This is a genomic window from Rhodococcus sp. 008, from assembly GCF_001682295.1.
Taxonomy (GTDB): Bacteria; Actinomycetota; Actinomycetes; order Mycobacteriales; family Mycobacteriaceae; genus Rhodococcus_F; species Rhodococcus_F qingshengii.
Genome location: NZ_CP012749.1, coordinates 6040872 through 6060074, shown reverse-complemented (window position 1 = coordinate 6060074; position 19203 = coordinate 6040872). Strand labels below are relative to the sequence as shown.

Here is a 19203-nt window from a genome sequence, read left to right as displayed (position 1 = left end):
AAGCACTGCACGTTGTGCAGGTTCTGGACCTTTGACGAAGGAAGGTAGCGCAGTCGTATGGCCGAGAAGACCAAGGGGTTGATCAGCATCGACGCTCCTGCCGACGCCGTGATGGACGTCATCGCCGATTTCGAGCGGTACCCCGAGTGGGTGGCCGCGGCGAAGTCCGTCGAGGTGACGGCGCCGGGACAGGGCGGCCGCGCGGACCGAGTACGTTTCGTCCTCGACGCGGGGATGGTGAAGGACACCTACGAACTGCAGTATTCGTGGGCACCGGACGGTATGGCGGTGAGTTGGGAGCTGATCTCGGGCGAGATTCAGAAGTCCCAATTCGGTTCGTACACACTCGAGCCCGGCCCGAACGGCACCACGTCGGTCACCTATGAGTTGACGGTCGACCTGACGATTCCGATGATCGGACTGTTCAAGCGCAAGGCCGAGAAGATCATCACCGACACAGCTCTGAAGGAACTGAAGAAGCGAGTCGAGGGCTGAGTGCCGGAGCAACGATCGCGCGTCCAACTGTTCGTCGGTAAAGGCGGAGTAGGCACGACGACGCTTGCCGCAGCGACTGCTGTGTCGGCTGCGACCGATGGGGCGAGAGTGCTGCTCGTGTCGATCGATCAGGCAGGTTCTCTTGCAGACGTCCTGGGCGTGCCGAATCCGCGAACGACCACATCTCTCACCGAGCGTCTCGACGTCCGGCAACTCGACACGTCAGCGCTCCTCGAGGACAAGTTCCGAGGATTGTCGGGGTTGATCGACGCTGCAGGAACTTTCGGAGCGGGAGATCACGAACACGGTTCGTCGTTCGAGGGCTTGGAACCGGAAGAGTTGACGGGATCCCTGGGCATCCAAGACATGCTCGGGCTCGCCGAGATCGTCGACCTCTCGGACAGCGGCGACTACGACGTCGTGATCGTGGACTGTCCGGCCGCAGCCGAAGCGCTGCGGATACTCGGCTCGCCGTCGATGGTGTCGGAGTATCTCGAGCGATTGTGGCCGCGGCACAGGCGGATGGTCGCTGTGACAGGTACGGACATGCGGCTGCTCCTGCTCGTGTCCGTCGTCGAACGCGTGCTCGCGTCGGTGGATCGGATCGCGGTTCACCTCTCGGATCGGGAGAACACCGGCGTGCGTGTGGTGACGTCGGCCGACGGCGTGTCGGTCGCGGCGACTCGTCGGACGTTGTCCGGGCTGGCTCTGGCCGGGTTGCGAGTTGACGGGATTGTGGTCAACAACCTTGTCCCGCAGTTCAACTCGTCCGCCGGGAAGGGTGTCGACGATTCACCGGCGGCGCAGTGGCTCGCGTCGATCCGGGCGGCTCAGGCACTCGTCGTGGACGAACTGCGTGGATCAACCGATGGAATGTCCGTCACAACGGTCGAACGCGCTTGCGCCGAACCGGTAGGGTTGGCCGCTCTGGGCGAGATCGCGGCCACGTTCGAGGGTGGAACGGGCACGGATTCGGGCACCGTCGGTACCGCGGACAACATCGTGGTGTCGTTGGAGTCCGGGACCGGAGTCGATTCGGTGTACGTGATGCGGATGTACCTTCCGCTCGTGGATCCGTCGTCGTTGTCGTTGGGCCGGGTGGAGGACGATGTGCTGGTGGGAGCAGACGGCGTACGACGCAGAGTTCGTTTGGCGTCGGTGCTGCGTCGTTGTGTCGTGAACGGGGCGGAGTTGGACGGCAGTTACCTGATCATCCGGTTCAGCCCGGATCCCGCGGTGTGGCCGGTATGAGCGAAGAGCACGAGCGCCTCGTCGCGGAGTTTCGCGCGCTGGCGGAAACCGTTCTGACGCGCCTGGAACCGGTGCTGCAGAAGGCCGCAGCAGCGACGGCAGACGTTGCGAGTGACTCGGCGTCCACGGACACGCAGCCGGTGTTCACCGGCTGCAGCTGGTGCCCGGTGTGCGCCCTCGCCGCACTGGTTCGCGGTGAGCACCACGAACTGTTGGCATTCCTCGCGGGTCAAGCAGCAGCATTCCTTGCGTTGCTTCGTGAGATTCTCGACGAGTTTCTCGGGGGGCCGTCAGGTCCCGATCGTGGACCGGACGGCGGTCCGACGACGCCAGGTGCGGAGCGAACTCGCACGGCGGCATTTGTCCCGATCAACGTGACGGTCAAGGACTGACTCAGTACCCCGGGTAGAGCGAACGGCCCGAGATGAGCACAATCGACACAATGGTCACCGACGCACGAGGCACCGATTCAGGGTGCGCACTCCAGCGGACGCCGCTCGCGCGGGAATCGTCGCGATGAGCGCGCGCCGCTTGAAAGCGGTCTCCGACTCCACCATGGACGACATCTTGACGGTCGGCATCGACGTCGGCGGGACGAGTATCAGGGCCTCCGTCGTGGACGTCGACGGACAAGTGCTCGAGATGATTCAAGCCCCGACCCCGCAGTCGGCCAGGGCACTCGAAGACGGTCTCGATCGCGTCGTGCGCGAATTGGTCACCAGGCACGAGGTATCGGCCGTGGGGTTGGCGGTCGCCGGCTTCATCACCTCCGATCGAAGCTCGGTTCGGTTCGCTCCGCACTTGCCGTGGGTGGACGCGCCGGTCGGAAGTGACTTGAGCAAGCGGCTCGGCTTGCCGGTCGTTCTCGAACACGACGCCAATGCAGCGGCGTTCGCGGAGCACCGATTCGGCGCGGCCGCAGGTGGCCGCAATGTCGTGATGGTGGCAATCGGGACCGGAATCGGTGGAGCGCTGCTGATCAACGGTGAGCTGTACCGGGGGAGTCACGGCGTCGCCCCCGAACTGGGCCACATCCAGGTCGTTCCGGGCGGGCGTCAGTGCGCGTGTGGCAAACGTGGGTGTTGGGAGCGCTATTGCAGCGGAACGGCGCTCGTCGACACGGCAATCGAACTGCTTGCCGCCGACCCGGCCGCGTCGACGGTCCTGGCGCGCGAGGTAGCGGTGGATCCTGGTTCGCTCACCGGTCGCCGGATCGCCAACGCCGCGCAGGACGGTGACCCACTCGCGCTGGCAACGATCGCCGAGTTCACCCGTTGGCTGGCCGTGGGTCTGGCCATGGTCGGTGACGTCTACGATCCCGATCTGGTCGTGATCGCCGGCGGCGTCGCGAGTTCTGCCCCACTGTTTCTCGACGACGCCCGCGAGCAATACGCGACATTGTTGACCGGGGCGAAGCACCGCCCACTGGCCCGCATCCGTTCCGCTCAGCTGGGCGAAGCTGCGGGCATGGTCGGCGCCGCCGCATTGGCCCGATCGGTAGTGCCTCAGGATCTCGGTGGGGTCGACGGCGCTGGAACCACGTCTGCCGGACTGTGATCGGGTCGATCCTGCAGGGGCGTGTGTAGCGGGGGTTACCGGTCGGCAGTAAGGTCGTACTCAGCGAAATTCAGCTGTGAATGGGAGGGACGCCGTGTGGTATTGGCTCTTCAAGTATGTGTTGCTGGGGCCGATTCTCTGGCTGCTCGGGCGTCCGACGGTCAAGGGTCACGAGAACATTCCGACTGACGGGGCGGCCATTCTGGCCAGCAATCACCAGGCGGTTCTGGACTCGTTCTACCTTCCGCTTCGCGTCAACCGCCGCATCACGTTCCTTGCCAAGAGTGAGTACTTCACCGGTTCCGGTCTGAAGGGCGCTTTCCAGAAGTGGTTCTTCACCGCGGTCGGTCAGGTCCCTATCGACCGAACCGGTGCAGACGCGGCGCAGGATGCACTCAACGCCGGTCTCAAGGTCCTCGGTTCGGGCAGCCTGCTGGGTATCTACCCCGAGGGGACGCGCTCGCCTGACGGTCGCCTCTACAAGGGCAAGACCGGAATGGCGCGCCTCGCACTTGAATCGGGCGTCAAGGTGATCCCGGTAGCGATGGTCGGCACCGACAAGATGAATCCGATCGGCTCACGGATGTGGCGTCCCGCCAAGGTCACCGTGATCGTCGGCGAACCCATCGATTTCTCCCGCTTCGAAGGCATGGGCGGAAACCGCTTCGTCGAGCGCGCTGTGACCGACGAGGTGATGTACAAGTTGATGAAACTCTCCGGCCAGGAGTACGTGGACATCTACGCGGCAAGCCTCAAGAACCAGGCGCCCACGAAACCCGAAGCTGCCGTCGACGTTCCGGCGGAAGGCGGCGAGTCGGTTGTCGATCTCGTGGCCTCGGCCGAGTCGAAGGAATCCGCGAAGTCCGACAAGGATTCGCTCCCGGACGCACAAGCCAGCTAGAGATTTCCCACACCGGCCGCACGCGCATTGGCTCCAGAGCCTGCGCGTGCGGCATAGTTTTCGGACGTGCGCTACTTCTACGACTGTGAATTCATCGAAGACGGTCGAACCATCGATCTCGTGTCCATCGGCGTTGTCTGTGAGGACGGCCGAGAGTACTACGCGGTTTCGACGGAGTTCGATCCCGCCCGTGCCGGTAGTTGGGTGCGCAAGAACGTGCTGCCGAAGTTGCCGCAGCCTTCGTCGCCGCTGTGGAAATCACGCGAGAAGATCCGCGACGATCTTCTGAAATTCTTCGTTCCGCGGCCGATGGTGGTTCCGGAGCTCTGGGCGTGGGTCGCCGCCTACGACCACGTCGCGCTGTGCCAGTTGTGGGGCGACATGACGGAACTACCGCAGTCGATGCCGCGGTACACCCGCGAACTCCGACAGTTCTGGGAAGACAACGGCAGTCCTGCCCTCCCGTCGGCGCCCGCCGACGCACACGACGCACTTGCCGACGCCAGGCACAACCTCGTGAAGTTCGACGCCATTTCGGCTGCACGGTCACTTCGCTGACCCAGGTTTCGGTGCGTGGGAAGTGTTCCGATTGGGCTGCGATCGAGAGCCTGTGTGACGCGCCGACGAGCGAGCGAATATCCTGTAGAGGTGAACTGGACTGTCGACGTGCCGATCGACCGCTTGCCCGAACTCCCGCCGCTGCCTGCCGGACTGCGTAAGCAGCTCGACGAGGCGCTCGCGAAGCCCGCTGCTCAGCAGCCCTCGTGGCCCGCTGACCAGGCGGCCGCCATGCGGACTGTGCTCGAGAGCGTGCCTCCCATCACGGTGGCCAGCGAAGTCGAGGCGCTGCAAGAGCGTCTCGCGCAGGTCGCGCGTGGTGAGGCATTTCTGCTCCAGGGCGGTGACTGCGCCGAGACCTTCGCGGACAACACCGAGCCGCACATCAAGGGAAACATCCGCACGTTGCTGCAGATGGCCGTCGTGCTCACCTACGGTTCCTCGATGCCGGTCGTCAAGGTCGCTCGCATCGCCGGCCAGTACGCCAAACCGCGCTCGGCCGACATCGACTCGTTGGGTCTGAAGTCCTACCGCGGCGACATGATCAACTCGCTCGTCGCCGACGAGGCAGTCCGCGCCCACGATCCTTCGCGACTGGTGCGTGCATACGCCAACGCCAGCGCCGCGATGAACCTGGTTCGCGCACTCACCGGCGCCGGCATGGCCGACCTGCACAAGGTGCACGATTGGAACCGCGAATTCGTCGCAGCGTCTCCCGCGGGCGCACGTTACGAGCAACTGGCAGCCGAGATCGACCGCGGCCTGCAGTTCATGAACGCGTGTGGCGTCACCGATCCGAGCCTGCACCAGGCACAGATCTTTGCCAGCCACGAGGCTCTGGTTCTCGACTACGAGCGCGCGATGCTGCGTCTCGACAACGACAGCGATCACCCCAAGCTCTACGACCTGTCGGCTCACTTCCTCTGGATCGGTGACCGCACTCGTCAGCTCGACGGCGCGCACATCGCCTTCGCCGAGTTGGTGTCCAACCCGATCGGCCTCAAGATCGGCCCGAGCACGACGCCGGAAATGGCGGTGGAATACGTCGAGCGTCTCGACCCCACCAACAAGCCAGGTCGTCTGACTCTGATCTCGCGCATGGGCAACGGCAAGGTCCGCGACCTGCTGCCGGCGATCATCGAGAAGGTCCAAGCCACCGGTCACCAGGTCATCTGGCAGTGCGATCCGATGCACGGCAACACCCACGAAGCCTCCACCGGGTACAAGACGCGCCACTTCGACCGCATCGTCGACGAGGTCCAGGGATTCTTCGAGGTCCACAACGGTCTCGGCACGCATCCGGGTGGCATCCACGTCGAGCTGACCGGTGAGAACGTCACCGAGTGCCTCGGCGGCGCGCAGGACATCTCCGACCTCGATCTCGGCGGTCGCTACGAGACGGCGTGCGACCCCCGATTGAACACCCAACAGTCGTTGGAGCTCGCGTTCCTCGTGGCCGAGATGCTGCGAGGCTGAAACCTTGCTTCGCCGAAGCTGATTCGCGCCGGCATAGATTTTCGGCAACCGCCCTCACCCGCTCGCGCAGGTGGGGGCGTTCGCTATTGCGTGAATCGTGTGACGAATCGGCGCTGCCAGGGCATTTCGACGGCGCGAGGTGAGTAACGTGCGCGAACGTACGCGGTGGCGTCCTTACTGGGCACTCCGTCCATGACGGCAAGAGCGGCCAACGCTGTTCCGGTGCGGCCGTATCCACCACCACAAGCGATCTCGACTCTTTCGGTTTCCGAGCGCACCCACACTTCGTGCAAGGCCCTGCGCAGCGCATCGGGATCGCTCGGCAACCAGAAATCTCGCCAGCGGACCCACTCCGACTCCCATTCGGTGTCGGGAGGTTCTTTGCCGGTCAGATAGACGCCGAAGGTGGGGAGAGGTCCGGAAGGAAGTGGATTGCGGAGTCCTCGACCCCGAATCGATCTCCCCGACGGCAAGTCGAGTATCCCAATGCTCTCGGGTTCCCACGTGGCCATGAATTCAGATTAGGCCGAAGCGGACTGTCAGGGAATTGCGACGACGCTGATGTCGGTGCCCTTGGCAACGAGGTCGTTCTTGACGCTCTGGCTGATGATGACCGAGCTGTCGTTCTGGGTGAGCTGACGCACGGTGATCTCGAGGCCGAGGCGGCCGAGTTCTTCGCGTGCTGAGGAGACGGAGCGGCCGATCAGCGAGGGAACCTTGACGGAATCGGAGATGAGGAGAACCACGGAGGTGCCGGCGTTGACGGAGGACCCGACTGCGGGATCGGTGCCGATCACGCTACCGCCCTCGACGGCGTCGTCGAACGTTGTTCTGGTGGTGCTGACTGAGATGCCTACCTTGTCGAGGGCGGCGCGCGCAGCGTTCTCGGACATGCCCTTCACATCGGGAATGTCTACGGGCGGTGACCCTTTGGACGTGATGACCTTGACCGAGGAGCCCACGGCAACTTCGGTTCCCGGTGCCGGGTCGAGCGCGGCCACGCCGCCGATCGGGATCTTGGAGCTGAATGTGTCCCCGCCGTCGACCGCGACGAGAGTGCGGTCGGCGAGTTGTGCGCCCAGGGCCGAGACGTCGCCGCCGGCCGGAATGGGCGGGACAGTCGGACGCCCGAGCGAAGTCAGTAACGCCACGGTCGAGCCTTTGGTAACCCTCGAGCCGGAGGCCGGGTCTGTCCCGATCACCGTGTCGATGGGTTGGGCGTCGGAGTACTGACCCTGGACGTCGGGGGAGAGCCCGGCGTCCTGCAGAGCGGTGACCGCAGTGTCCTTGGTCAGCCCGTCGATCGAGGGAACGGCTGTATAGCGGCCAGATCCCATCCACCATCCGCCGAAGCCCAACGCGAGCGCGAGGACCGCGATGACGAGCAGCCAGATCAGGGTGGCTCGTCGCGATTTACGACGTGCCTCGACAAAATGAGCATGCGGATCGTCGTGCCCCGGGTGGTCGTCGCCGAAATCGGAACCGTCGTCGAAATCCGAGTCACCGTCGACCGTCGCCGGACGAGCAGTTTGTGCGGTGACCGCGCGAGTGTGCTGGATACCGCCAGGGGGAGGAGAGCCCGTGCCGAGCGCCGTGGTGGCTGCCACAGCCGGGGCCACGTCGGACGCCAATACCGTCGTGGCAGCAGGGTTCGGGCGCGCAGCAGAGTTCGGGTGTACCTCCGTGGGAGGCGCGGGCGCCGGTTGTGGCCGGGCCGGGGCAACTTGCGCGCTCTGGTGCTGGGCGCTTCGACGCGGAGCGGGAACGCGGTATGACGGAAGTTCCAGTTGCTCGCTCACACTGCGAAGTGCAGCTGCCATCTCACCGGCGTCGGCGAAACGATGTGCGGGCTCGCGGTGAGTGGCTTCGGCAACCAGACGATCGAACTGCGCCGGTACACCGGGGATACGTGAACCTGGGCGCGGGACATCGTCGTGGATGCGTTGGTAGGCGATGGAGAGTGACGTATCGCCGGTGAACGGTGTTGTACCGGTGAGAAGTTCGAACATCAACACACCGGTCGAGTAGACGTCGCTTCGAGTGTCGGCAATTCCTGACGTCACCTGTTCCGGCGACAGATAGGCCGCGGTGCCGAGGATCACGCTGTTGGAGGTGGTGGTTGCTGCCGCAGCTGCACGCACCAATCCGAAGTCGGCGATCTTCACTTCGCCGGTGTCCGAGATCAAGATGTTCTCGGGTTTGACGTCACGGTGAACCAGTCCCGCTCGATGCGCCACCGCCAACGCGTCCAGGACAGGTGCCACGACTGCAGCGACTGCGTGTGGCGGCATCGGTCCGCGCTCACGAAGGAGTTCACGCAAGGTTCCACCGTCGACGAGTTCCATCACGAGGAACACGTGATTGCGATCGCTGCCTTGGTCGTAGACGGCCACAAGGGCCGGATGCTTGAGTCGGGCCACGGCCCGGGCCTCGAACTCGAAACGAGTCAGGAACGCTGGATCGCCGGCGAATTGCGGGTCCATCACCTTGATCGCGACAGGTCGATCCAACCGTGTATCGAGGCCTCGATACACGGTCGACATACCGCCGCGCGCGATCGGTGCGTCCACTCGATAGCGGCGCTCGAGCATTTCGCCGATCAACCCTCGACCTCCGTAATGACTATTCCTCCGTGCTTGCGATCTGCGTGCTTGCGGTCTAGGTGGTAGCTGTCGGCATGTGGGTGGTTGTTTACCGCGTACTGGCTCCCGCAGTGAGGGCGCCCATTTACATCCACCGCGAAATCCCGGTTACTGATACGCCGCATCCCGTCCATCGTAGCCAGCGATACCGACGCGGAAGTCTCGAGAACGTCACAGAGCGCTGTGACCTGAGCGGAGCGGCAGTTTCGAGCACTGCACCGGGCGGTACACAGCGGGCTCGCCGGACCGGATAAACTTCTCGCGGTGAGCGCGATTCCTTATTGTGATGATGTCCTGGATTCTTCGGTTTCCCTGTTCCAGCTGGTGGATGTGGCGAAGAACGTCGGGTTGCCGGTGAGCAAGGTTCACCAGTTGCTTCGCGATCACAAGATCATCGCAGTCAAGCGGCATGGCGTTCTCGGTGTCCCCGAAGTGTTCTTCGGCGAGGACGGCCAGATCGTCAAGTGGCTGCCCGGTCTGCTGGCGGTGCTGCACGACGGCGGCTACACCGATGTCGAAATCCTCCGCTGGTTGTTCCTGGCCGACGATTCCCTGCCGGGGCGCCCGGTGGACGCACTGCATGGTGATCTCGCGCGTGAGGTCATCCGCCGCGCACAGGCCATGGCTTTCTGAGCTGCCGGCCTTCTGACAACTCACCGCATGCGGTTTTTCGCCGCGTAGGTTGCCGACCGGACCAGACCCGGCGCAGCGACTCGAAGTCGCGTGCGTCCTGGAACGGACACACGTCGATGCAGTATCCGGAAGTCGGCGCGCTCGACCTGGTCGAGAATTGCTCCGTACAACACGAAAGCCGTGCGGATCGACGGCTGGACCCGCCGATCGAGCATCGGGATGCCAGATTCGGCAGACCGATACCGCCCCCGCGTCACGGCAATGAAGTGTGCCAGCGCGCGCTTGACCCGAACGTCCACCGTTCCGGTTCTGCGCCCGTGCTCGAGCATCTCGATGTCGACCCCGAATGCGGCGAACTCGCCCGCCGGTAGATACAGACGTCCCCGGTCGAGGTCTTCACCGACGTCGCGGATGAAGTTGGTCAGCTGAAACGCCTCACCGAGATTCGACGCGGGCACTACCGCTTCCTGCTGCGGAACGCTCACTCCGAGAATCGGGAGCATCTGCAAACCGATGACGACGGCAGAGCCGTACATGTACTCGCTGAGTTCGTCCATCGTGTTGTAAACGGGTCGAAACTTCGCCGTGTCGGGGGCGTCCATCCGCATGGACTCGAAGAAGGCGTCGAAATATGCGCGCGGGATGTCGAACGTCTTCACAGCATCCGCGAAGGCCGGGAGTACGCGTGTCAGGTCGAGGGGAACCGTCGACGGGAAGCCACCTGTCGCAGTGGGGTTGTCGAGTGCGTTGACGGCTGCACGTTCGACGTCGGCGAGCACCGTGCCTCGTTCATGCGGACCCGAGGGTTCGTCCACGATGTCGTCGACGACGCGAGCAAATGCGTAGAGCGCGTGAACTGCGCGGCGTCGAGGTACGGGCAACAACCGGGTGGCCAGAAAGTACGTTCGGCCGTGTTCCCTCGTCACGTCCTCGCAGAATTCATAGGACGCAGGCAGTGCGTTCATGACACGCGGATCACGCAGATCCTGACGTCGAGGGCGCCGAGGCGGCTGACGTCATTTCGATCGGTTTCTCGTGTTTGCGTCCACGAAGTCGCAGTGGGTCTTCCGTCTGCAAGGACATCGCCGCGATCACGGCAGCGACGATGGCCAGAGCCACGTGCGGGAAGGTGTAGAGGCCGATCGATCCGTCCGGCTGGAACACCAGCATCAGCCAGGTGGACAGCCCGGTCAGTACGGCGAGAGTCGTCGGCGACATTGCGAAACCGGCAGCTACTGCCAGTGGCCAGGAGTAGTACCAGGGGAGTGCTGCGGGGGACAGAACGACGATGGCGACCATCACGATCACGATGCCCATGACGGCGTCGCGCTCGGTCTTGCGGTAGCGCCACCACACGACGGCGATGATCGCGATCAACACAACCGCCGAGATGGTCCGGGAGACTTCGAGGATGTCGTTGAAATGGTCGCCGGCGAACCAGGAGGTTGCCATGGTTCCGATGTGCGCCACGATCGTGGGCAGCGAGAGCCAGTTGATGATCTTTGCCGAACCGGAGAGTGCCGTCGTCCAGCCGAGGCCGACTCCGGCGATCAGTGAGGTGGATCCGAGTACCGCCACGAACACCGCGAAACCTGCGCCGGCCGTTTTGACGAACGATCGGATCGGTGACGCCGGTTCTCGCCCGGCCGCTGCGGCGTCCTCCCGCTCGTGGATCATCCAGATCCAGACTATGAAGGGAAGTGCGACGCCTGCGGTTGCCTTGATCGCGACGGCGAGCGCGATCAGCCCGATGCCGAAGAGGTGCTTGCGTTCGAGAGCGAGCGCAATGCCTGCGGCCATGAGGCCGACCATGAGCATCTCGTTGTGAACGCCGCCGATCAGGTGGATCAGGACGAGGGGATTGAGTACTGCGAGCCACAGGGCGATCGAGGTGTTTCCGCCGAGCTTCGTCGCGAGATGGGGAACGGCCCACATCATCAGGGCGAGTCCGGGGAGCATCGTGATCCGCAACAGCATCGTGCCGGCGATGACGTTCTCACCGGTCAGCCGAACGATGGCGTCGGCAAGGAGAAGGTGAACCGGACCGTACGGGGTAGTTGTCGTCGTCCACACGTTTGAGACGTTGTCGAGCAGGATTCCCGGATTGACGACGGGGCCGACGGCATACGGGTCGAAGCCGTTGCGCAACAACGCGCCTTGCGCCAGGTAGGAGTAGGCGTCACGGCTGAACATGGGCACCGCGAACAGCAGCGGAAACGTCCAGACCGGGACGACGTAGCGCAATCCGCGCAACGAGACGTCACCGCGCAGAGTCGAGCGGCCCAGTCGAACCCAGGCGGCGATCATGCACAGGACACCGATCCAGACGATGGCCGCCGACAGAATCGATCCGTGGCCGAAACGGAGCCAGGACAGATGCATCGACTCGAGCACCGGATCTTGGCGCCGGACGCTACCGGCACCGAATCCGCCGAAAGTGATCATGACTGCGCCGAAGAAACCGAGCAGTGCACTGTGACCTTCGGGAGTCCGAAGGAAATTGGCGGCCCTTAGGTGCCACGGTCTTTCAGTGGCTGCGGCAGAGGACGTCATCGGTGCAGGTTCCTCCCCCGAGGAGATCGGTGTCGATCGGCGCATGCAGCGCCCGAGTCGGTGAATCGTGGATGAATGGTCGGTTACGAGGGGCTAGTTTAGTTGCTCGCACGAGTGCCCACCGCGCTGGCTCGCTCCCGTGTACCGGTAATACGTTCGGCGGCGAGTCGTCCGGACAGCAGAACGGTCGGTACTCCCACCCCCGGAACGGTTCCCGATCCGGCGAGAACGACGTTGTCGAAGCCGCGGGCGAGGTTCTTGCGTCGGAACGGCCCCGTCTGGGTGAAGGTGTGTGACGCCGCGAACGGGCTACCCGCGGCCATGCCCTTCTCGAGCCAGGTCTGCGGGGTGTCGATGTGATCGATATCGAACCCCTCCACCAGTCCCGTGTAGCCACGTTCTTGCAGCGTGAGGATGATTTCACGCACGTAGGCCGGGCCGAGAACTTCCCAGTCGAGCCTTGCACTGTCCAGATTCGGGCACGGCGCGAGGACTGACAGCGGTTCACGGATTCGGCCGTCTCGCGAGAAGGCCAGGCTCGGATCGGTCTGTGCCGGTCGGGTGACGAGCAGTGACGGATCACTCATCAGTCGCCCGCGGCCGCGGCGTGCCGTGATCTCGGCGAAGGTACGCTTCCACGCCTCGCCGAAGTCGATCATGTGGTGTCGCTGCGCGGGCCATTCGTCGGCGACCGCGGAGGAAACAGTGCCGTGAATCACGACAGCGGACGGCGATGTACGCACCGGGCGCGGACGCAATCGCGTATGCGGGCGCAACAGCGAGTCCGTGACGGCCATGTCGGGAGTGAGGACGGCGGCGTCACAGTAGAAGCGCTCGCCGTCGCGTGTGTGAACGGTGTGCACGCGCCGATCGCTCACCTCGAGGCGTTCGACAGTGCGGCCGAGATGCAGAATTCCGCCGGCCTCGGTGAAGGCGTCGGCCATCGACTCGGCGATCGTGCGCATCCCGCCCTCGGGGAAGTAGACGCCGAGTGAGGTGTCCATGTGAGCGATCGCCCCGTACACCGCGAGGGCCCGAGACGGAGCAACGCCCGCATACAGCGCTTGGAAGGTGAAGATCCGCCGGAGGCGAGGGTCGCGGATCTTGCGATCCACCTGCCCGCCCAGTTTCCCGAATCCTCCCAGTGCGACGAGCCGGCTCAGATCTTTGACTGCGTCACGCGAATTGACCAGTCCGAGGGGAGAATCGAAGTCGGCGTCCATGAAGCGGTCGAATTCCGCGTCGAAGATCCGGTTCAGCCATCGCCGCAACGCACGGTATCGCTGCGCTTCTTCCGGCCCGCAGACACGGGAGACCTCGGCAGCCATGTCTTCTGGATCGGCGTGGACATCGAGAGCGGTGCCGTCTGCGAATCGCGCGTGGTACGTCGGGTCGAGCTTGTGCACAACGAATTTGGGGTTTGTCGAGGCTGGGTCGGCACCGACGGCGGCAAGCGCGTCTTCGACGAGTTCGGGCATCGTGAGCACCGTTGCGCCGTTGTCGATGCTGTAGTCATTGCCCTGGTAGACACCGACTCGCCCACCGACCGAGCTGTTGCTCTCGAGAATCGTGACGTCGCGGCCGGCGCCACGCAGATACAACCCCGCAGACAGTCCGGCAAGTCCCGCGCCGACGATCACGACTCGATCGGTCGGCGAGCTGACGGTTCGAGTGCGGTGCACGTGTGCCACAGTCAGTAGCTTCGCTTCGTGGCCGCGATCGCCATGTCGGTCAGGCGAGCCTTGGACTCTGCCGTTGCCGTGCTCGAGTCGAGGGCGTTCGCAGCTGCCTCGACGAGGGTGTCGATCTGCGTTTCGACGTCGGTGACGGCGCCCAGATCGGTGATCACCTGGCGCAGAGTGTCGACCTCGGTGTCGGTCAGCTGGGTGCCGATTCCGTTGCGGAGCAGTTCTGCTGCCGCCGGATCTGCGGCGTCGGCGCGGGCAAGCGCCATCGCGAACAGGACAGTTCGCTTACCGGCGATGAGATCGTCGCCCGACGGTTTGCCCGTGACGGACGGATCTCCGAAGACACCGAGCAGGTCGTCGCGAAGTTGGAAGGCGATACCGATGTCCGTGCCGAAGGTCCGGTAGGCATCGACCAACTCGGCGTCCGCACCGAACAGCGCGGCGCCGAGGTGCAGTGGGCGTTCGATCGTGTACGCGGCGGTCTTGTAGCGGTTGACCCGCATGGCTGCCTCGACGGTCTCGTCGCCTCGGGCTTCGTTGCTGATGTCGAGGAATTGGCCACCGAGCACCTCGGTGCGCATTGCCGACCAGACCGGGCTCACTCGTGCGGCCGCGTCGGGGCTGATCCCGGATTCTCGGATCATGTCGTCAGCCCAGGCCAAGGCCAGGTCGCCGAGGAGAATGGCGACGGCCTCGCCGAAGTGCGCGGAATCGCCGCTCCACTCCTCGCCTCGGTGCTGGTCCTCGAATTCGACGTGAACGGTCGGGAAGCCGCGCCTGGTCGTTGATGCGTCGATGATGTCGTCGTGCACGAGCGCGCAGGCCTGCACCAGTTCGAGGGCCGCGCACGCACGAATCACCGCGTCTGCGTCCTTACCGTTCGGGTCGCCTCCGGCGCCGAGCCATCCCGTCCAGGCGAACGACGGTCGGACGCGCTTTCCTCCGCGCAGGACGAAGGCCTCGAGGGTGCTGACGGCCTCCTCGTATCCACCGCCGATGTTCGAGACGAGTTCGCGGCGTGAAGCGAAGAAGTCGCGGAGCGCTGCTTCGAACAGACCTGGCAGTTCGAGTGAGGTCGGATGCGGTGCGGTGTTGGTCGAACTCTGTCCAACGCGCGCGGTTCCTGCGGACAGGGTGGCCTCCAAGATCGGTATGTTCTCGCGCCGGATGGTTACACGGAAGCGAGCTTGGGGCCCAGCTTAGTAGGGGTTGGAATCAACGGCGGGTCGGGCCGTGAACTGCGCGATCCTGACATTCGGGATACGCAGTACTGGGCGATGAGCTTGTTTGCAGCTGGAAAACATATGCTTGACCGGTGACATTCGATCCAGTCAGGGGCCGCTCAAGCGAGGGGTGGGCCACCCGAACACCGTCGATCGTCGATCGGATCGCTTCCTCGACAGGTAGCCGTATTCCGTTCTCGGTCGAGTTTTCGCCGCCGCGTGACGCGGACGCCGAAGCGCGCCTGTGGCGTGCGGTGCGTACCTTCGAGCGGCTCGGACCGGCGTTCGTCTCGATGACCTACGGCGCAGGTGGCTCGACGCGCGATCGTACGGTGCGTGTCACCGGCGAACTTGCCGAAGAGACGACCCTGCTGCCGGTTGCTCACCTGACTGCTGTCTCACACAGCACCGAAGAGCTTCGCGCCATGGTCGGTGCCTACGCCGATCGTGGGATCAGCAACATCCTCGTATTGCGCGGCGATCCGCCCGGCGATCCGCTCGGCGAGTGGAAGAAGCATCCCGAAGGCGTCGAGTACGCCGAGGAACTCGTGCGGATGGTCCGTGACCTGGGCGACTTCCACGTCGGCGTCGCATCGTTCCCCGAGGGGCACTACCGCGCTCCGGACTTGGCATACGACACGAAGTACCTGGTGTCGAAGTTGCGTGCCGGCGCCGAGTACTCGATCACACAGATGTTCTTCGACGTGGAGGACTACCTGCGTCTTCGTGACCGGGTGAGTGCGTACGACGCAGAACAGGGCGCCAAGCCGATCATCCCGGAGATCATGCCGGTGACGTCGCTACGCTCGGTGCGGCGCATGCTCGAGCTCTCGGGCTCGTCATTGCCCCCCGCTCTCGAGCGTCGATTCGACGCCGCGGCCGGAAGCGGTCCGGACGAGAACCGTGCAGCGGTCCGCGAACTCGGCATCGATCTGGCCACCGAGATGGGTGAGCGGTTGATCGCCGAAGGCGCTCCGTGCCTGCACTTCATCACGCTGAACTTCGCGCGCGCCACCAGTGAGGTCCTCGAGCGACTCGGTCTCACCCCCGACACCTCTGTCGGGACAGCACAAGCCGTCTGATCCCGGTTGCCCCGCTCGACACCAATCGAGGGGGCAATCGCCAGGCGCTACTTCGCGGTGTTTTTCGGATTCCTGTTGTCAGCTTGCTTGCTGACAGGTGATTTCGTGACAGGCGTCTTCATGACCGGTGCTTTCGCGGCGGGCGCGCGCTTGATCGGTGCTCGATTGCGCGCCATCCAGGCCATCGCACCGACGACAATCGCGACACCGAGCGCCACCCCGGCCATGATTCCTGCCCACCCGGCGAAGCTTCGGGTGCTTGGGTCCGCGTAGTTGACCTCGGCGCGCATTGTCGACACCTCGCCGGCGGGCAAGGTCCACGACACCCGGGAATCGCCGTCTCGTGTTCCGTTGGTCGTGCCGACCCGTGCCGGGAAGGCGATGCTGACCTGGACGTCGGCGCCCTGAGTCGGAACCGTCTTCAGGTCTGCCTTGCCGTCGAGCGTGACGGTGTCCCCGGATCGCTTGAGGGTGATCTGGAACGACCCGGACCCCTCGGCGTACATGGAGCCCAGTTGGGCGACGTCACCGAAGGACAAGTCGCTGAAGAACGCCTGGCTGCCGACGTACCCGTCCTTCTTGTACTCCTGAACCCGTATCTTGTCCTCCAGCGACGAAGGTGGGGTCAGCTGCGGACCCTTGTCCGCCTCGTTCGCCGGAATAGCGGCAGCTACCACCTGTCCGGTCACACGATCGTTCGCGGACACTCCCATCGACACCTGCACGCGGATGCACCCGGCAAGCAAGGGAACAAGCATGAGGGCGAGCGCGGCAACCGTCAGGAAACGTTTCCGACTGGTCGGCTTGGCGGCGGGATCGGTGGACTGTTGCACAGTGGTCATCGTGCCAGCCGTGGCGTAGCCAGTCATCGAGGCGGGGGCGTGTCGGCGGGTGAAGTTCGGCGGGTGACCTTCACGACCTGCTCGAACGACGCATCCAACGACGAGTCGCGCCCTGGCGGCTGTCCGACAGTGCGATTCGAGCCGCACTGCGACCGCTGGCTCCGGACACACCGCCACCGGGATGAGTCGATGCTCCGGTCAGATACAACCCGTCTGCTCCCGGAACGCGATGGCCGGACAGTTCCGGAAGCGGTCGCCACAACATCATCTGATCGAGTGACATCTCGACGTGCATGACATTTCCGCCGATCATCCCCAATTCCGACTCGATGTCCCGGGGAGTCTGAATGAATCGGTCGAGGACGGAATCGGCGAACCCGGGTGCGAAAGCCTCCATCTCGCCGACGATCCGGTCGGCCTCCGCCTCGGCGACCGATGCCCAATCGCGATGTCCGCTGAGGCGATACGGCTGCCACTGCGACCACAGTGTCACCTGATGCCGCCCGGCCGGGGCGATCGTGGGATCGATTCCGCTGAAACTCATTCCGAGAACCGCAGGGCGAGGAGGAAGTTCCCCCGCCAGTGCTGCGCCGTGTGCCGTGCGCAAGTGTGCGCGATCGGAGACGAGTAATTGCAATCCCGAGGTACTTTCCCGTGTCGTGGCGTCGCCGCGGTACGACGGAAGCGCGGATGTCGCCAGTCGAAGTACCGCGCCGATGCCGGGGCCGACCCTGATTTTCCGCCGCCAGTGATCGAGCGTGGTTCGGTCGAAGCCCCCTCGGCCCAGGAGGTCGAGCGTGGTCAGGATGTGGCACCCGGCGATTACCTTGCGAGCGTGAACTTCTCGACCGCTCTCGGTTGTGGCGGTCCAGTGACTCGAGTTTCGACGGATCGACGTCACGCCGTCACCGAGCGCGACCGTGGCGCCGTCGACAGCCATCCGGGAGGCCAACGCAGCACTCAGTGCGCCGCTTCCACCGACTGCTCGCCCTGGCGGCAAGATGTGCATGAGGGCCGCGAAGCCGACCATCGGAGCGGTTCCCGGTTCCGACATCGCAGGCCCGGACTGGGCGCCGAACCACGCAAGCGCTGCTTTGAGTGCCTCACTGTCGAAATACTCGTCGAGCAGTGCGTCGCCAGGCGCGAGGAACTGCCGAGACAGTTCGCTGTTGCCGCGTGCGGTGGCGAGACCTCCGAACGCACCGATCAGGTTCGATCCGGTGGGCGGTGCGGAAAACGCTTTCATGACATGTCGACTGCGCTCCGACCAGACCGCGACGAATCGCCGGTAGGAGTCGGCGTCCTTTGTCCCGCATGCTCGTTCGATGGACCAGCAGGTTGCGTCGAGGTCGCGGTGAAACGCGATGCCCGGCCCGTCGGTGCCCGGGGCGGGCGGCGCGAACGCCCACGGGTCACAGTCGATGTAGCGCAGTCCGTGCGCGCCGAGTCCGAGTTCCTCGATGATGCCGCTGTGTCGGATCATGAGGTGTGCCGACGACCCCCGGTCCACCTTGTATCCGGGAAATCGCTCGACGGTCGAGACGGCGCCGCCGAGAACCGTGTCCTTCTCCAGAACCTCGACCGACCAACCCTCGCGTGCGAGGTAGGCGGCCGATACGAGCGCGTTGTGTCCGGAGCCGACGACGACGGCGTCGAGAAGCGCGCTCACAGCGGCAGTCCACGGCCGAGGACTGCGAACGGCCGGTTGTCGCCGGCAAAACGAAATCTGCGGAGCACGTCACGAAAGCCGAGGCGACGGTACAGCCGCCAGGCTCGGTTGTCCTCGTCGTACACCTCGGGTGTCGACAACAGCACACTACGTTCGGGTCGATCGACGAGGAGGTGACGCAATAGCGATTCGCCCAACCGGTGACCTTGTCCGTTCGGATGCACGTGGAGTTCGGTGAGTTCGAAGTAGTCGCTCAGAATCGCGTCGATCTCGCTCTGGGGACGACCCGAGCGCCGAAGCCCGTGCAGTACCTGTTGATGCCACCACTGGTCCGGGCTCCCGCGATACCCGTAAGCGATCCCCACCAGCGGCAGATTTTCGTGTGACGGTTGCTGAGGAACCGCCAATGCGCCGACGGCCTTCCAGCCAGGCCGGTTCGCGTGCTCCTGCCACATCGGTGCGCGATGGAACTCGGTTCCTCGCGGATAGTCCATCGCGGTGACGTACACGGCCAGTGCCTCGTGGAGTCGACTCGCGAATTCTGCGCGATCGAGGTCGACCGTATGTGGTGTCCAGGCGATCTGCGGGTCGACCGGTCTCACCTCTTCTCTTGACGGCGTGTCGGTGGGTGCA

At 64.4% G+C, this 19203-nt stretch carries 18 protein-coding genes; 9 read left to right on the top strand and 9 right to left on the bottom strand.

Annotated features, from left to right (window positions below):
* Positions 1–57: 57 nt before the first annotated feature.
* The 7 genes from AOT96_RS27895 (at position 58) to AOT96_RS27865 (ending at position 6238) form a co-directional block, all read left to right on the top strand.
* Positions 58–495: an SRPBCC family protein gene (locus AOT96_RS27895; protein ID WP_003941701.1), complete on the top strand. Its 438-nt coding sequence runs from the start codon at positions 58–60 to the stop codon at positions 493–495.
* Positions 496–1746, top strand: a complete 1251-nt coding sequence (locus AOT96_RS27890; protein ID WP_054826515.1) for an ArsA family ATPase — start codon at positions 496–498, stop codon at positions 1744–1746. It abuts the gene before it with no gap.
* Entirely contained in the window at positions 1743–2138 is a 396-nt protein-coding gene (locus tag AOT96_RS27885; protein ID WP_042453569.1) for a hypothetical protein, read from the top strand. Before AOT96_RS27890 ends, AOT96_RS27885 begins: the two co-directional genes overlap by 4 nt.
* A 124-nt stretch (positions 2139–2262) precedes the next feature.
* Positions 2263–3303, top strand: a complete 1041-nt coding sequence (locus AOT96_RS27880) for an ROK family protein (protein WP_020969875.1) — start codon at positions 2263–2265, stop codon at positions 3301–3303.
* A 94-nt stretch (positions 3304–3397) separates the two neighbouring features.
* Positions 3398–4204 carry a lysophospholipid acyltransferase family protein gene (locus AOT96_RS27875; protein ID WP_003941692.1) on the top strand — a complete coding sequence of 269 codons (807 nt, stop codon included), beginning with the start codon at positions 3398–3400 and terminating at the stop codon, positions 4202–4204.
* A gap of 66 nt (positions 4205–4270) precedes the next feature.
* Positions 4271–4762 (top strand): polyadenylate-specific 3'-exoribonuclease AS, encoded by a 492-nt coding sequence (locus AOT96_RS27870; RefSeq protein ID WP_003941683.1) that lies wholly within the window; start codon positions 4271–4273, stop codon positions 4760–4762.
* Between the two features lie 90 nt (positions 4763–4852).
* Complete coding sequence (locus AOT96_RS27865) at positions 4853–6238, top strand: class II 3-deoxy-7-phosphoheptulonate synthase (protein ID WP_007730070.1); 1386 nt, start codon at positions 4853–4855, stop codon at positions 6236–6238.
* 83 nt (positions 6239–6321) lie between these two features.
* Here the strand turns inward: AOT96_RS27865 and AOT96_RS27860 are convergent, their stop codons facing one another.
* Together AOT96_RS27860 and pknB are read right to left on the bottom strand one after the other, a co-directional pair.
* On the bottom strand, positions 6322–6750 hold the full coding sequence (locus AOT96_RS27860; protein WP_003941706.1) for a protein-tyrosine phosphatase family protein: 429 nt from the start codon (positions 6748–6750) through the stop codon (positions 6322–6324).
* Between the two features lie 27 nt (positions 6751–6777).
* Positions 6778–8841, bottom strand: coding sequence for a Stk1 family PASTA domain-containing Ser/Thr kinase (gene pknB / locus AOT96_RS27855; RefSeq protein WP_083197675.1), 2064 nt, complete (start codon positions 8839–8841; stop codon positions 6778–6780).
* 303 nt (positions 8842–9144) lie between these two features.
* Here pknB and AOT96_RS27850 point away from each other — a divergent pair, with 303 nt between their 5' ends.
* Positions 9145–9513 (top strand): Rv2175c family DNA-binding protein, encoded by a 369-nt coding sequence (locus AOT96_RS27850; RefSeq protein WP_003941747.1) that lies wholly within the window; start codon positions 9145–9147, stop codon positions 9511–9513.
* Between the two features lie 20 nt (positions 9514–9533).
* Here AOT96_RS27850 and AOT96_RS27845 read toward each other — a convergent pair whose 3' ends face one another.
* The 4 genes from AOT96_RS27845 to AOT96_RS27830 all read right to left on the bottom strand — a co-directional run bounded on the left by AOT96_RS27845 (position 9534) and on the right by AOT96_RS27830 (position 14899).
* Positions 9534–10478, bottom strand: coding sequence for a phytoene/squalene synthase family protein (locus AOT96_RS27845; RefSeq protein ID WP_007730072.1), 945 nt, complete (start codon positions 10476–10478; stop codon positions 9534–9536).
* 10 nt (positions 10479–10488) lie between these two features.
* The gene (locus AOT96_RS27840) at positions 10489–12066 is read right to left on the bottom strand and encodes an alpha-(1->6)-mannopyranosyltransferase A (protein WP_156778982.1); all 1578 of its coding nucleotides are present in this window, start codon (positions 12064–12066) and stop codon (positions 10489–10491) included.
* Positions 12067–12164: 98 nt separating this feature from the next.
* Positions 12165–13757: a phytoene desaturase family protein gene (gene crtI, locus AOT96_RS27835; protein ID WP_007730073.1), complete on the bottom strand. Its 1593-nt coding sequence runs from the start codon at positions 13755–13757 to the stop codon at positions 12165–12167.
* A gap of 2 nt (positions 13758–13759) precedes the next feature.
* Positions 13760–14899, bottom strand: coding sequence for a polyprenyl synthetase family protein (locus AOT96_RS27830; RefSeq protein WP_007730074.1), 1140 nt, complete (start codon positions 14897–14899; stop codon positions 13760–13762).
* A gap of 170 nt (positions 14900–15069) precedes the next feature.
* On the opposite strand from AOT96_RS27830, the gene AOT96_RS27825 reads away from it, so the two are divergent.
* Complete coding sequence (locus AOT96_RS27825) at positions 15070–16059, top strand: methylenetetrahydrofolate reductase (RefSeq protein ID WP_003941803.1); 990 nt, start codon at positions 15070–15072, stop codon at positions 16057–16059.
* A 47-nt stretch (positions 16060–16106) separates the two neighbouring features.
* Here AOT96_RS27825 and AOT96_RS27820 read toward each other — a convergent pair whose 3' ends face one another.
* The 3 genes from AOT96_RS27820 to AOT96_RS27810 all read right to left on the bottom strand — a co-directional run bounded on the left by AOT96_RS27820 (position 16107) and on the right by AOT96_RS27810 (position 19172).
* The gene (locus AOT96_RS27820) at positions 16107–16901 is read right to left on the bottom strand and encodes an LppM family (lipo)protein (RefSeq protein ID WP_231917361.1); all 795 of its coding nucleotides are present in this window, start codon (positions 16899–16901) and stop codon (positions 16107–16109) included.
* A gap of 70 nt (positions 16902–16971) precedes the next feature.
* Positions 16972–18570, bottom strand: a complete 1599-nt coding sequence (locus AOT96_RS27815; protein WP_007730076.1) for a phytoene desaturase family protein — start codon at positions 18568–18570, stop codon at positions 16972–16974.
* Positions 18567–19172, bottom strand: coding sequence for a GNAT family N-acetyltransferase (locus AOT96_RS27810; protein ID WP_003941672.1), 606 nt, complete (start codon positions 19170–19172; stop codon positions 18567–18569). The genes AOT96_RS27815 and AOT96_RS27810 overlap by 4 nt, the downstream gene beginning before the upstream one ends.
* Positions 19173–19203 lie beyond the last annotated feature (31 nt).

Bases quoted from the DNA above. Each gene is read 5' to 3' on its own strand.
- AOT96_RS27895 (WP_003941701.1), top strand. From the start codon at position 58: ATGGCCGAGAAGACCAAGGGGTTGATCAGCATCGACGCTCCTGCCGAC.
- AOT96_RS27885 (WP_042453569.1), top strand. From the start codon at position 1,743: ATGAGCGAAGAGCACGAGCGCCTCGTCGCGGAGTTTCGCGCGCTGGCG.
- AOT96_RS27880 (WP_020969875.1), top strand. From the start codon at position 2,263: ATGAGCGCGCGCCGCTTGAAAGCGGTCTCCGACTCCACCATGGACGAC.
- AOT96_RS27860 (WP_003941706.1), bottom strand. From the start codon at position 6,750: ATGGCCACGTGGGAACCCGAGAGCATTGGGATACTCGACTTGCCGTCG.
- AOT96_RS27845 (WP_007730072.1), bottom strand. From the start codon at position 10,478: ATGAACGCACTGCCTGCGTCCTATGAATTCTGCGAGGACGTGACGAGG.
- AOT96_RS27840 (WP_156778982.1), bottom strand. From the start codon at position 12,066: ATGACGTCCTCTGCCGCAGCCACTGAAAGACCGTGGCACCTAAGGGCC.
- AOT96_RS27820 (WP_231917361.1), bottom strand. From the start codon at position 16,901: ATGACCACTGTGCAACAGTCCACCGATCCCGCCGCCAAGCCGACCAGT.